Source organism: Candidatus Nitrotoga sp. BS (assembly GCF_927797785.1).
Classification (GTDB): domain Bacteria; phylum Pseudomonadota; class Gammaproteobacteria; order Burkholderiales; family Gallionellaceae; genus Nitrotoga.
The window spans coordinates 1-14,614 of the sequence record NZ_CAKMLL010000076.1 but is presented as its reverse complement, the minus strand read 5'-3'; the positions used below and the strand labels follow the sequence as shown (position 1 = coordinate 14,614).

The window sequence follows — 14,614 nt, the reverse complement described above, 5'->3', positions numbered from 1 at the left end:
GAATTTTCTGTGGAAGTTAATCGATATAAATTGGCATTGACCGGAGAGCGGCGGTCATAGATACTACGATTTGTGCGGTTGAATTGCCTATCCTTCCCGCAAATCAAGGCACTTTTTCCTTGAAATAACAATGAATTCCGGCTCACGATGACTTCTGAAGAATCCCCAGCCGTATCTCCCTCACACCCCCCGACGACCACAGCACGAAGAATGATGAAGTGGTTCTTCTGGCTTACTCTAGGCTTGGCGAGTCTTTTCTTAATTCTTGGCCTGCTTTTGACCTATTGGTTTCCTTCTAACATTGTGCGGCAACAATTGGAAGTTCAGCTGTCAGAGTTCCTTCAGGGCAAGGTTACGATTCGATCCCTATCGTTCAATGCCTTAACGGGCTTACAAGTCGGAGATTTAGAATTCCGTAAAGCCGATCAACCCCCTCTGACACTCGAGCGACTCGCGTTGGACTATTCGCTGCTTGGTTTACTCAAGGGCACATTGACCATTAACAAGATAGCCATTGAACAAGCCAATATTTCACTGAATCTTCCTGAGCTCACCAAAGACCGTCCTCAGGAGCCAGTTTCTCCCCCTCCAACCGAATTGTTTCCCATATCAATCAACCTGAGTACGCTGGTCATTCGTGATAGTCGGGTACATGTCATTGTTTCGCCAGATTTGCAAGCCACCTTGTCGAATATCAATCTTCAAAGTTCCGGAATGGTTTCACCTCAAAATGCCAACCTCAAGGGCCAGCTCACCATTGGCCAACTGGCTCTGAATTTTCAAGGAAAGCATGCGCAATTACCTTTAAAAATAACATTTAACACGCAATTCGATCTTCCCAAACAACACCTTAATCTTGAGGAGTTGACACTAGTCTCAGATTCGGCGTGGCGCATGTCCTTGTCAGGAACCATCGATGATTTATTCACACAAGTCCACACTAATCTCTCTCTGAATGACACACAAATTAACCTCGAATCTATCATAAAGCTGGCACATGAGTTTGTACCACCCGAATGGGCTTCAGCGACTATTAAAGGATCGCTGTCTCCCACTCTTTCTATCAAAGGCACCCTGCCGGACGGTCAATTTCTGGGAACCATCCAAGCGAGCCTTCAAGGCCAGGATATTCAGGTGAATCTTCCATCGTTAGCGCTCGCACTTGGGTCTAGCTCACTGGACATCCAGGCTAAAGACGTTCGTGTCCAAAACAATCAACCCACTGAGGGAACCTTGTCGGCAAAGGTCTCTTCTCAAAATCTGGCGTTTCAATCCTATGGTGTTGAAAATCTCGACTTCTCCCTGGCCGGCAACGGTCTTGCTTCTGGTCTATTTTCAGGCAATCTAGGCATCAGCGGCACTACCACCATTCCGCCAGATCTCGTCGGGACACCTGTTACGTTGCCTTTTAAACTAGCCCTTGATACCACTGGTAATCATCAAACCCGTCACGTCCAGGTGAAAAGTCTAAACGTCGATCTAAGCCCCTATGGCACCCTGCAACTGAAAGGTGCGTTGCAGCCCCATCCTGCTCCCAAGGAAGGAATGGATGCCTCTCTTGAGGCACGTCTATCGCCTAAGCTTAACGCCATACTCGCTCTCATACCCAAGGATCAGCTTAAAGGACTCGTACTCCAAAGTGGGAGCGAATCGGATACGCTCGTGCTTCAAGCCACTGCAGTGCTTCATCCGGATTTCCGTCCAGAATGGGCAAAAGTTGTTGCCACACTCAAACTCCCCTCCCTACAGGCAAAATTAAAATCCTTGAGCGCGGCAGGCACCGTGCAGCAACTCGCTTTCCTGGTTTCTTCCGACTATCAGGAAAAAAATGGTGCCTTCCAAGGAACAATAGGACTCACTTCAAATCTCTCCGACTTCCATGCAACTGATAAGGTGACGATTGGAACCGGCCAAGTGAGCTTGAAGTCTTCCTTTCAAGGCAATCTCTCGCCGGCCTATCAACCCACCAGCCTGCGATCACAAGACCAGCTTCAACTTACGCTCGGAAATCTGAAATTCCAGGATTCTTCGCTAACAGCTACCCTACCCTCGCTCAGTCTGTCTTCCAAAACCAAAGAAGATGTGTTTAAACATGATTACCGACTAGATAACTTGCAGGTGAGCAGCAAAAATATATTGGATATGGACGTGAAAGGCCGGTTTAAAAAGGCAAATCAACAATTTGATGTGGATCTGCAGATTCCCCTTCTTCATGTGGGTAACCTTCTCCCCCATTTATCGGGCCCTCTCATGAGGGGCGTTGAGGCGATCAATCCAAAAGGACAAGTCAAGCTGACCCTGCGAGCTGCGGGTAAAGTTCCTCAAGCCGCTGATTTCAATAAATTGACCCTGCCATTGAAAGTTAATGGACAGCTGACGCTGCAAGATATTGAAGGAGCCGTCGCGGGGTACCAGGTCCGGGGAGGCAACGGCACCATGAAGATAGCCTATTCCCCTAAAGCGACACCGCAGACTCAGCTCACAACTGATATGACGCTTAATAAGATTCACTTGCCGGATACGCTTCCGATCAGGGAATTAGCCGACACCTCCCTGCACGTCAGCATGAAGTCTCCCGATCTCAATGAAGTCCAGATTGACCCGATCCATCTAACGTCCAAGGGAATGGATCTTTCCCTCAAGGGTTCAGTGATAGGCCTGCGTGATCTACTGTCCTCCACAACGCCTCGCGGCACCCAATTGGCGAAACTCTTTGCTCAACTACAAAGCCGCCTGGCTGTGGATGTAGAAAACTTTCAAGAAGCCTTGCAACCCTTGGGGCTGAAGGGAACCGGAAAGACTCTAGTCACTCTGTCTTTACTCAAAAAAGAACAAGGAAGCCTTTACGCCTCTGTGAAGGTCGGTGCTGACACACTCTCCCTGACTCGTGATGGCACTGAACTGCATGGCATGAACGGTGGGATACAACTCAGAAAAACACTGACTTCTAAACGGGATGGACTCAAGACTCCACCGAAAAAACAATTCCAACCGTCCGACCGGATTGCCCAACTCAGGTCGTTTTCCCGGAAAGGACAGGCCCTCACTATTCAACGTCTCCAGCTCGGGCCATTGACGGTTCAAAATTTCTCAACCAATCTGTCGTTTGAACAACAGTCTCTCAAAATTCAAAATCTCGTCATGAATCTTTTGGGAGGAGGAATAGGAGGCAATGTAATCATCGCCGCCGAACATCCCCTCCGTATCTCAGCGGAACTTGAAGTGGCAAATCTCGATGCCAACCAACTCTTCAAGACGGAATCTAAAATTAAGGGCGATAGCAAGATTGCCGCAACCATTGGACTCACTACCATTCTGCAGGATGCTACGGGAGCCGTGGATTTAAGCCGATTGGAATGCAATCTTCACATTACGCATATCGGTAAAGAAGCGCTGGATCGCCTTCTCGTATTCTTGGACCCGGAAGGAAGTAATCCAACACTTTCCAATGTCCGTGCCAAATTAAAATTCGCAAATCCCTCTCAGGTGACGGTGGAAGTGGCTAGAGGCCAATTGAGTCTGACGATTAATTTTCAGGAGAGCCTGATCTCCACCTTTAAGCTAGACCGGATCCCAATCTCCAAGATGAAAAATATCGAAAAACTCACTGCTGCCATCCCCAATTGGGAAGACCTGGCGAAGGTGTTGAAATTGATCGGAGCAGAGACTTACTCATTGACGCCGGATGGAGAAATAGTGCTTCAGTAATTGCCAATCCTTCTATCTAGTGTCATGCTAAGGCTCACGAAGCATCTCGCGAAGTCATGGCCTAATCGAGCTGTGGCGCCTGCCCTGAGCCAAGCCGAAGAGCTACAGTTACATTAAGAGGGCAAGCGGTGAATTTTTTTTGATTTGACAAGACAAACAATATTCTAGCCTCACAAGGAGTCGATTTCTCATGCCCCATCTTCCAATACCACTCAACACTCTGATGCGCACGTTAGGAATCGATCCGAGGAACCGCATCATTGCGATCATTTTTCTCGTATTAATCACCGGTTGTGGCGGCCCCTTGGTGGGCGTCACCGTGATTGATGAACGCACAGCATTAGAAAATCAGGTGCTCGGCACGTATCAAGAACTCAATCAGCAAGTCATGCTACTCGCGTCCGTTCGTTATATCGATCCGAAAGGAAAATTAAAACAAACCCAGGCACTCCCTCCGGGGAAAATAAACGTTGTGCGCGCGCTCCAACGCGTGTCATTTAACAAGGACGATCTCAATCGCTATAAATCCCTGGGGATTATCGGGGAGAATAATAAAGGTGGTATCACCCTCCTGGAGCCGGAAAAAGTCGAACTATCTGCTCGAGCATTTGTCGATAATCTACTCAAGGAAGAAAATGAGGATCGTCTCATCATCATGAGCCGGATTATTGAGACCAACGAGACCCTCTCCTCCATAGATACGCCACGTGTCCACAAAATGTTTGCCGCTCTCAATCGGGATAAAGCCCTCAAGGGAGAACACATTCAACTGGACAGCGGGAAATGGATTCAAAAAGAAACGCAAAAATGAAAACCTCACATGGCCGGGCTTTGGGTACTCCATTTAACGCTTGCCTGTCACTCCAAGGGTGTGGAATGTTTGAAATTGTTGATAAGAAACGCTTAACCTTTTTCTTATTGCCTATCACGTCATTGATTCTATGAACACACATCGTTGCATCCACTTACTCTGTCTTTGTCTATTTCTTCTGGGAGCCACACATTCATATGGCTCTCCGCAGCAACGGCTGACTACGCATCCCGCTTTTGACTATCAACCAGCCGTCTCTGCGGATGGGCAGAGCATGGCCTTTGTCTCCATGCGCTCCGGGAATGCGGATATTTGGATACAGCCACTTGGAACTTCTTCCCTCGCGCTTCCGCGTCAGGTGACCACGCATCCGGCCAGTGACCAGGAACCCGCTTTGAACCGGGATGGCACCCGACTGTTGTATGTGTCGCGTCAATCCGATCCACGCGGCGATGTGTATCTCCTGGACCTCATTACCCGTAAGGAGGAACGACTCACGGATTTAAGCAGCGGCGATTCCTTTCCACAGTGGGATCAAGAAGAAAAAGGATTTTTCTATCTTAAACGCAATCCGCTTCAAGGCACGTCAGCCATTTACCGGAAATCTTTTTCAAAACAATCAGAAGAATTGATCGTGCCCCAAGCCACCAGCTTTTCCGTAAATGGCCAGGGACAGCTCCTGTATTCCAATGGCACACAGCTGACTCTGATGAATCTTCAGGACAAAAGCTCAACTCCACTCGGTCAAGATGGGAATGCTCTGGATCTCTGGCCGGTGTTGGATCGTCACCCGGCAGAGCCTACTACGAACCGCCCGCACTTTTTTGCCCGATATGAACAAGATACCAACGGCGATGGGCTAGTCGATACCGATGATGAATCGTCTATTTGGATGAAATATCGGGACTCGCAGTCGCATCAATTCCAAGGCCTTTATCGGATCACTCCGGCGCACCAATTTCATCTTTACCCTGCTGTTTCGGGGGATTTCCTGTATTACTCCGATTTGAAAGCCGGAGATATTTTCCGGATCAATATCCCCGCGTTCCTCAAAGACTATACCAACCTCGATCAAGCCAAAACATTGGTGGCCTCGTATCAAGATCATGGCCAGATGGATATGGCGCTCTTGGTTCTGACTAACATTTCTCACAATCTGTTAGCACAACAGCCATCTGACGCACGAGCAGAATTCGATTTTTCTCTCGCCGAGGCACAGACACAAGAAGGAAACTTTCTTGCTGCTCGCCAGTCTTTGGAACCCTACACCAAACAATCAGGCCGGATCGGAGCATTAGCCAGGATTTACACCATTGTCTTGAATATTCAAGAGCAGGCCAAGGGCGTCAGCTCTTCAGCGAGACGCCGGTTAGTTAGCACAGGCGCGTCTGAGCTCATGGCCATTGGGCAAGAGCACCGGAACATAGAAGAGGTTTACGGCCAAGCCTTGATAGAGGCCGGACGACTTTACCTCTTTGCGGAAGATCCTCTCACGGCGTTGGATTACCTGGTAAAAGTCGACGACGTGCCGAATAAGGAGATTCGTGCCAAAGGCCTATTCACCAGAGGCGAAACCTACCGGATTCTGGGAGACGCTCCCAATGTGATTCGTGTATTCGTGGATGTGATTCACTTATTCGGCGAACGATCTTCCTGGGGTAAACGTGCCATTCAAAAGGTCATTTCTCTCTCCCAGCAGGGAGAGACGATTCAAGATCGCGTGACAGCATTAAACGCGTTGATCTCCCAGCACCGCGACCTTCCCGTGTTGATCGCCACCACTCGACTCACCATCGCCGACCTTTACTACGAACAGGGAGAACAACTGTCTGCTCTGGAAACCCTGGGTTTTATCGTCTCGGCTCAGGACCTTCCCAACGATCTCCTCATCCAGGCCTATCGAAAAAAAGCCACGATTCTTTCGGGCGCGGAACGGTATCAAGAAGCGGCGGATACCTATGCCGCCTTGAGCAAATTTACCGGAGAAGATCAGGCTGAACTCGAAAGAAGCAAGAGTCTTCTCATTTTACAACTGGTAAAAAAAGCGCTAAAAGATCGGAAGGTGGGGGAGACACGCATTGCCGCAAAATCTCTTAAACAGCTCATCGATCAATATCCTGAATCCGTGGAAGCCCACCGGGCATATATCGAAACCAAAGCCATGCTCAAGGAAACCCAAGAGGTCCAAGCTTGGTATACCAACTTAGTCAAAGCAAATCCTGATCATGCGGTGTATCAATATGGCCAAGCCTTGGCGTTATCGTATACCGAGCCGCCGAATCTTCCCTTGGTGATCCGCCTGCTTCAACGTGCCATGGAAAAAGATCCCGCCATGGGGTATGTTCATCAAACACTGGGATGGGCCTACGAACAAACTGAACGGACTTCCGGCAACAAAGGGTATCTTGAGAAAGCCGAGCAAGAGTATCGCATCGCACTGGAGATGAACGACGTTAGCCGCTTCCCGGAAGTGGAATCACAACTGCTCTTGAATTTGGGGAACACCTATCTGGCACTTTCGAGTGCCCGCGAAGCTTATCGGCATTACCGGCAGCGGGAGGTTCAATTCGCTCCGACCGGAGAGAACGTCACCGAAATGCTCTATCGTAAAAATTATGGAGAGGCCAGTTTTAAATCCAGACACAGTGAAGAGTCGTTGGTGCAATATCAGTTGGCTTTGCGTATCGTTCCTCCCGACCAACCTGGCCTTAAAGCAGAAATTCTGGAACGCATCGGATTGTCCCACCAGGACATCGGACAACATGCCAAAGCCATTGAAGCCTATGCCCATGCTTTGGATATCAACCGTGAACTGGGGCAAGAAAAAAACGTCACCCTTCTGCAGAGAAATATCGGGGTTAATTTGTTTAACCTGAGCCGCGCCAGCAAAACCGGTGGACGGGATGAGCTAAAACAGGCGTTGGGCAGTTACTTTGCCAGCTTAGACCGTCTCAAGGCTGATGGTGGTAAAACCCTTTCAAAGGGATCAGGCCTGTTCAATGTCAATGTGGCTCTTGGTGGTGAAAGCGATTCTCAAGCCGCCAGCGGGTTCGATCTGATGGGTGAACAAAAGCTTATGTTCAGTTACATTGCCAGCACCTATGAGCAATTAGACGAAGCTGCACCCGCTCGAGATTTTTATCGCAAAAAACTCGCGCTCCTCAATCAGCAGTCTCCGGCGAAACAGGATGCTGCGACCATGACTGAAAAAGCAATTGTCCTCAATCATCTAGGAGTTCTTTCGCACAAGTTACATGAGCCTGATCAGGCCATAGAGTTCTTTCGTCAATCATTGAATGTCACCCGAGCGTTGGATGTACCTTTTGGGACTAGCATCAACATCTACAACCTTTCTCAACTGGCCGTAGAAAATGTCCTGCAAGGCCACACACCCGACCAGAGCTTGGTGGAGGCGATCACCTCCGGCATTCAGGATCTCCAGAAACGGAACTATGAAAACCGCAATTTATTTTACACGCTCACCAACACGGCTTTGCTCCTCTCGCTTCTCCCCGAACCAGCACCAGACCAGCACCTCAAGCCGGAGGAAGCCGTTCAACGCATGCATGAGCAATTTGCCTCCAGAACGCTACCGTGGTCGTATTATCAGAAAGCCGAATTGCTCCTGCAGAAGCCAGATTTATTCTCCAGCAGTGAGCGTCTCCCCGCTCTATTTCTGGTGAAGTTAAATCAGGCCGAATTAGCACGAACAGCAGACCAGCCTCAGATCTCTAGCCGCATCCGGGAATATCTCCTCAAACTGGTGGAGGATCAACAAACAGCCAATAGCTGGTTATGGTATTTGGCACAGGCAGAAAATACCAGCGACCCTCTCACGCGGAAACAATTCCTCGAAAAATCCGTTGAGACCGTCCTTCGTTTTCCCGCGCAAACCGACCCCCGAACAGGACAGGCCAACACTGGGCCGGCGTACGAACGTCTGACTCGACTCTCGGTCGACCAATTGATCACTGACGGACGACCCGACGACGCCTTTACCGTGGCTGAACAATTGAGCATTCGACAAATGACCAGCGTCATTTATGAAGCGCTTGGTGAGGACTTTTTTCTCAAAGGCTTGGGCAGCTATGAACCCGAATTGAAATCGCTACTCGAAAAACTTCGGCAAGCCAGAAGTCAGGGTGACAACGCGGCCATTGCAGAACATGCTGCTGCCCTTCAGGACGTTCTATATGCCCTGTTTGAAGAACATCCATGGGCCACCGCGTCCTTCTGGGCCTATCCTCAAACCAAAGAACTGTTATCGTTGGGAGTCGACGCACAGCGCCCCTATTTAAAAATAGTCCAAGGAATGCGAGGATATCATGGCTTTATTCATAACGGGAAGACGCTCCATTACAGCCCTCTGGTAGTGACAGAGAAAGGGATCGCCGGGGATAAAGAATTTCATCAGCGGCTTGGCCAATCGGCCTCTGCCTATCTCTCGATACCGCAGGAACTGGAATCCTCCCTCTCTTCACTGGCGATTGACAAAAAGCCGCTCACTTGGGTCAGCAACTTTTACGACTTTCTGAATGGCTATCATCAGCGCAGCCTCTTTTTTTCTCACATCTCCACGCCAAGTGGCTTTCAAGCTTCCACGCCTTCGACTGCGGGAGACATTCCATTTGTGCTTCAACAATTTAGCGGGGTCGAGGCTCACGATCGCCTACTGGCTGCCAAAACTAACATCGCGGCATTTCTTAAACCTGCGGATGCGTTCGCCTTTGAAGTTCAGCAAGATAAGGCTGTTCGAGAATTTGCCTCAGTGCTCGATTTTTCCGGTAATCAGCATCATTCGATCCTGTTGTTCGGCGGCGTCCCGTCCACGTCGCCTTCTCCACGGGCGCTGATTTCCTCTCTTCTTCGCGCCGGTTTTCCTCATGTCATCATGAGCCGAACTACGGTTGATCCCAAAATTGCGGCTCAGTTTCTGAACCAATATTTATCGAATCTCAACAGCCTTCCTCCCGATAAAGCTGTGGTAGCCGCGTCTAAGGATATCTGGGGGCAAGACACGGCAAAATACCTTTTCCGCCACTACGGATTCGCAGGCATGGATACCGATGAACGGCAGAAATATGCGACCTCGATTTACGACCAGGAAGTGGCTGATGCTATTAACGCATTTAAAACCAAGGACTTTTCCACCTCACTCGTACACATTGAGCATGCCCTTGCGCTCATCGATCATGCTCAAAAGCGGAAGGACTTCAAGGAACTCAACACCCTGGCCGTGGAAACCGCTTTTGAGATCAAAAATTACGAAAAGGGCATTTTCTTTCAGCAAAAACTGCTGAATTCATTCACATCAAAGACGCCCGTCAACGAACGGGCCGAGGCCGAATATCGTTTAGGCATCCTTCATTCCCGTCTGGAACATTTTGACATTGCCGTGAAGCACATTGAACATGCCAACCAAATTTGGAAACAAGGCGAAGCGCTTGATCGTCTGGCGGAAGGCATAGCCACATTGGGGATTGTGCGCGAAAACATGGGCTCCTATACGGAAGCCCTGGAACAATTTAACCAGTCCTTTTCTCTGTATCAGGAAATAGGGGAAATGGGGCACACGGCTTTTCAATACCGGCGCATCGGCCGTATTTATTACCTTCGGTTGGGGCGGTATGAAAAAGCCCGTGAAAACTTCCTGGCCGCCCTGAAGCTTTACCAGGAACAAAAAGATCCAAAAGGAGAAGCCGAAGTACTGTATGAAGTGGGATTGACCTTTGAAAAAGTCGGTCTGTTCAGCCAGGCTGCTGAACGCTACAACCAGGCCCTCGCTATTGCGAAAAGATTAGATGATCCCGCGCTCCTGGCAACAGGCGATCTCTACCTTGCCAATGTGGCCTGGTTCCAGGGGAACTATCAAACGGCCTTCCAATTATTAACCCAGGCAAATAATATTGCAGAACGGGCGAATGACTCGCAGTTGCGCATCATGGTGGAGAATACGCGCGGATTAATGTACTGGACACTCAATGACACCGACAAAGGACTGCTCCATTTACAGGACGCAGTCACGCTTAGTCGGTCTTCCAATATTCAAACCGAGTTGGCCTCTTCACTTAACAACCTTGGTCTGATCTACCGGCAACGGGGCGACCACGTCACTGCACTGGACTATTTCCAACAGGCGAAATCCCTTGACGAGAGCCTCAAGAGTCAATGGGGCTTAGGCTATGACCATCGCAATATCGGTATTTCCTTATTGGCCTTGGGCCAATTGGAAGAAGCCGAAGGCCATTTCCTTAAAGCCGAGCAGATCAGCGCCGACATCCACAATGTCATTAATTGGGTCAAAGCCTTATTGGAACTGGGCAATGTAAACAAGGCGCTTGCGCGACCTCAACAAGCTCTTGGCTATTATGAACGAGCGCATGAGCTATCTCAGCGATATGGCATTAAGGAAGTAGAGTGGCGGGCGGCGGCGGGTAAGGCTACGTTATTGCAGGAACAGGGAAAGACCTCTGACGCATTAACCTGGTTTACCAAAGGTGTTGAGGTGGTGGAAGGCATGCGGGCGACGTTGAAGATTGATGAGCTCCGCAACAGCTTCCAGAACAACAAACTGGATCTGTACCGGGACATCATCACTCTGCTGATTACCATGAACCGTACCGATGATGCCTTTAATTTTTTAGAACGCTCACGGTCCCGAAGTTTTATCGACTTGCTGGGCAATCAAAAGCTCTCGTTCAAAAAAGAAGGGGATCAGGAAACCTGGAACAAGATCAATACCTTGGCTTCCACGGTGAATTCGCTCAAGTCAGAACTGGGGTCGTATGAGAAGCCCCCTGCCGACCTCGAGAAACGATATCGCAATACTAAAATCCGGTATCAAGAAGCGGTTTTGGAGTTGAAACAGACAAATCCCGACCTCAGCAGTTTTGTCTCTGTGGATCCATTAAACCTGAAAGGGGTCCAACAACTTTTGGCGCCTGGAGTGGGGTTACTGACCTATTTCATAACGAAAGATCAACTCTACTTGTGGCTCATCACCAACGAACGAACAGTTTTTCGTACCATCTCGGCGAAGGAGGAAGAGCTCACTCGATTAGTGACCCGCTACCGGCAACTCGTTCAGCATCTGGAACCAGTGGAGGATGAGTTACAAAAACTCTATGCGTCCCTGATTCTGCCAGTTGCACCGGAGATCACAAAGCTGGAGTATTTGGGAATTGTTCCCGATGGGCCTCTTCACTTTCTTTCTTTCGCTGCGCTTAAACATGGCCCCGCGTATCTGGTGGATGACATCCCGCTCTTTTACGCGCCTTCGGCTTCTGTCTTTCAATTCACCTTCGCTAAACGTCAAGAAATCAAAAATAACAAAGTCCTCGCGATCGGGAACCCTGATTTAGGAAATTTCAATTACGATCTTCCACTGGCCGAATTAGAGGCCAAAAGTATCCAATGGAATTATCCCAATATGGATATTCTGACCGGCACAAAAGCCACCAAAGAATGGGTAGTGAAGAATATCTCCCGCTATGGCATCATCCACTTGGCGGCTCACGGGGAATTCGATGAGGGCAATCCGCTGCTGTCCTCACTCTGGCTGGCCTCGGAAAACCCGGAAAATCGGCAGCTGACCGTGCAAGAGATTTTTGGGTTGGAAATCAACGCAGATTTGGTCACCTTAAGTGCCTGCCAAACGGGCCTTGGTAAACTGGAAGCCGGAGAGCTCATCGGTCTCAACCGCGCGTTTATCTATGCCGGTACCCATGCCTTGGTCTCCGCGTTGTGGCGGGTGGATGACCTTTCAACGTCGGTACTCATGAAACATTTTTATCGGAATTATGTCACAGCCAATAAAGCCAAAAGTTTGCGTCAAGCGCAACTTCTCGTCAAAAAGGATTTCCCCCACCCATCCTTTTGGGCAGGGTTCAGTTTAATCGGAGACTATAAATGACACCTTTCAACCATCAGAAAAAACAGAAGTACATTGGAGACTCGTTCTCCATTCACCCTCTCATTGCGCTGACCATCGTGTTGTTCAGTGTTATAAGCCTGCCCTCCTACTCTTGGGCAGGTACGTGGTACGCCAAACAGGATGGTGTGAAGGTCACGGCCGAAAAATCTTCCACCTCCGCGTTAGTTGAGACCCTCAATCTTGGCGATGCCGTCACGGTACTTAGTGAAGAAGGCCGGGTAGCCAAGGTCAAAACGACAAAAGGAAAAAATGGCTGGGTATTTAAATTTCGGCTATCAGAAGAAAAGCCTACTTCAGGGGGAGGCTCGGGTCTCTCAAGCCTTGTGGGGCGAAATACCATTGCTGCCCGCGAATCCCGATCCGGGGGCAGCATTCGCGGCCTTAAAGAAACCACTGAACAATATGCCAAAGATAAACAAATTAGCCAGAAACACCGTGATGCCGTGGATCGCATGGAAGCCTTTTCATTGGCAACGAATGATCTCATGGAATTTAAGAAATCAGGCCGCTTAGGTGAATTTTCGGGGGATGCCAAATGAAACGAATTATGATGCTCGGTAGCTTTACCCTCTTGTGTTTGTTTCTTCCCACCACCGCCATGAGTGGGTTTTTTGACGACATATTGAAACCCGTGCCGAAACAAAAGACGGATAGCCCCGCTCAAGAAAAAGCCGCAGACCAACAACCTGGTCTTCTTGATGGTATCGGTGGACTGTTTGGCGTAAAAAAGAACGAAATAGATCTCGTCAAAAAAGGGGTCGGCGTAGTAGGGGCTCTTCAGCCCATAGGCGAAGAAGAGGAAATTGTGTTGGGAGAAGCTGTGGCCGTGGAAGCCTTCAGCCGTTTTGGTGGTGAATATCCCAATCAGGCCTGGAATCGCTACATCAATCTGGTCGGAAAAACGATTGCCGAAGTATCTGACCGACCAACCCTCAACTATCACTTCGCGATTTTAAACACTCCTGAACAAAATGCCTTTGCTGCACCCGGTGGTTATATCTTCATCACCGTTGGCCTCCTGAAGACGTTGAAAAACGAAGCCGAACTGGGAGGTATACTAGCGCATGAAATCGCACATGTCACCAAGCGGCACATGTTAGACACCATCAGACGCGGGGCAGTATTGGGCAGCATCTCAGAACTCTCGCTGACAGCCATGAAAAAAGACCCTAAAATGTTTTCCAACGCTATCGGTCAATTGACTGATTTACTGTTTACCAAGGGCTTGGATAAGGAAAAAGAATTCGAAGCCGACGCGGTGGGCGTGGAGTATGCGTACCGAGCGGGGTATCACCCACAAGGGTTAAAGGATTACCTTCAGACCTTAGCTAAAGAAGAAGGCCATGCCGAATCCGTGTTTTTTTCAACCCATCCTTCTACCACCGAACGTATCTCTAAAATCAACTCAGCGCTAAACGGCTATTCAGATATTCAAGGCCTGCCGTTCCTAGCCACCCGCTTTCAGCAATACGTGAAAGCCAGATAATGCGCCGGGGTACCTCTAATTAGACAATACGCGACTAAACAACCACCGGCTAAAGCCGGTGGTTTTTAGTATTCACGACAATTCAGCGTCTGAACTGCCTGGTTTTAATGCTGCGACTGCCCCGCAGATCAGTGGTTTGCCTCGAAACCACTCTTCAGCTGCATTTACGGTTGCGAGCACTGCAAGTACGGCGGAAGACAACTCATTGTTGCCTACGTGCAAGTTGTTTTGCTGGAAAGCTTCGTTGGTTCCGGCAGCAATTACTTCGCATTGGAGCAAAAGGTTGAGATTCTGAGGAATCTCGGGAGCCAATTCTTGACACGCCTTGACAGACAAGGAATGCGCTTTTCGGCAGACCGATGGCCTGATGGTGTAAATGGAACAAAGGCCTGCTTCAAGGAGGAAGGCACAATCGCTTCTCACAGGTTCTGTCAAGTTTGCTTTTCGTGCCGCTGCGAGTTTCAATTTTTTAATGAGCTTCGCTCTCTCATCCTGAGGAAGTCCCTGAACGTGCTGGGCAATTTGGATCGCTTCTGGATCAGAGACTTCGACCTTGAGACTGCAGCAGAATGAACAGCCCGCCTTACATTCAGGTGTCAAAACGAAACTTTGCGGTTCACTTCACTGCTGTCCGGTTAATACGCGAATAGATTCAATTGATTACTGGGGGTGACAT

At 49.2% G+C, this 14,614-nt stretch carries 6 protein-coding genes and 1 pseudogene; 5 read left to right on the top strand and 2 right to left on the bottom strand.

Going from position 1 to position 14,614, the window contains the following annotated elements; translation table 11 throughout:
* Positions 1-210: 210 nt before the first annotated feature.
* From MJ769_RS09740 to MJ769_RS09720, 5 genes are all read left to right on the top strand, one after another.
* Positions 211-3,708: a hypothetical protein gene (locus MJ769_RS09740; RefSeq protein WP_239236826.1), complete on the top strand. Its 3,498-nt coding sequence runs from the start codon at positions 211-213 to the stop codon at positions 3,706-3,708.
* A 190-nt stretch (positions 3,709-3,898) separates the two neighbouring features.
* Positions 3,899-4,519, top strand: a complete 621-nt coding sequence (locus tag MJ769_RS09735) for a DUF1318 domain-containing protein (protein WP_239236825.1) — start codon at positions 3,899-3,901, stop codon at positions 4,517-4,519.
* 274 nt (positions 4,520-4,793) lie between these two features.
* Positions 4,794-12,431, top strand: coding sequence for a CHAT domain-containing protein (locus tag MJ769_RS09730; protein WP_239236824.1), 7,638 nt, complete (start codon positions 4,794-4,796; stop codon positions 12,429-12,431).
* The gene (locus tag MJ769_RS09725; protein ID WP_239236823.1) at positions 12,428-12,991 is read left to right on the top strand and encodes an SH3 domain-containing protein; all 564 of its coding nucleotides are present in this window, start codon (positions 12,428-12,430) and stop codon (positions 12,989-12,991) included. The genes MJ769_RS09730 and MJ769_RS09725 overlap by 4 nt, the downstream gene beginning before the upstream one ends.
* Entirely contained in the window at positions 12,988-13,938 is a 951-nt protein-coding gene (locus MJ769_RS09720) for a M48 family metalloprotease (RefSeq protein WP_239236822.1), read from the top strand. Before MJ769_RS09725 ends, MJ769_RS09720 begins: the two co-directional genes overlap by 4 nt.
* Positions 13,939-14,010: 72 nt before the next feature.
* Here MJ769_RS09720 and MJ769_RS09715 read toward each other — a convergent pair whose 3' ends face one another.
* Positions 14,011-14,250 (bottom strand): hypothetical protein, encoded by a 240-nt coding sequence (locus tag MJ769_RS09715; protein WP_239236821.1) that lies wholly within the window; start codon positions 14,248-14,250, stop codon positions 14,011-14,013.
* A 36-nt stretch (positions 14,251-14,286) separates the two neighbouring features.
* A pseudogene (locus tag MJ769_RS14750) lies at positions 14,287-14,538 on the bottom strand (YkgJ family cysteine cluster protein); the annotation flags it as partial.
* Between the last annotated feature and the right edge of the window lie 76 nt (positions 14,539-14,614).

Bases quoted from the DNA above. Each gene is read 5' to 3' on its own strand.
- MJ769_RS09725 (WP_239236823.1), top strand. From the start codon at position 12,428: ATGACACCTTTCAACCATCAGAAAAAACAGAAGTACATTGGAGACTCG.
- MJ769_RS09730 (WP_239236824.1), top strand. From the start codon at position 4,794: ATGGCCTTTGTCTCCATGCGCTCCGGGAATGCGGATATTTGGATACAG.
- MJ769_RS09720 (WP_239236822.1), top strand. From the start codon at position 12,988: ATGAAACGAATTATGATGCTCGGTAGCTTTACCCTCTTGTGTTTGTTT.
- MJ769_RS09740 (WP_239236826.1), top strand. From the start codon at position 211: ATGATGAAGTGGTTCTTCTGGCTTACTCTAGGCTTGGCGAGTCTTTTC.
- MJ769_RS09735 (WP_239236825.1), top strand. From the start codon at position 3,899: ATGCCCCATCTTCCAATACCACTCAACACTCTGATGCGCACGTTAGGA.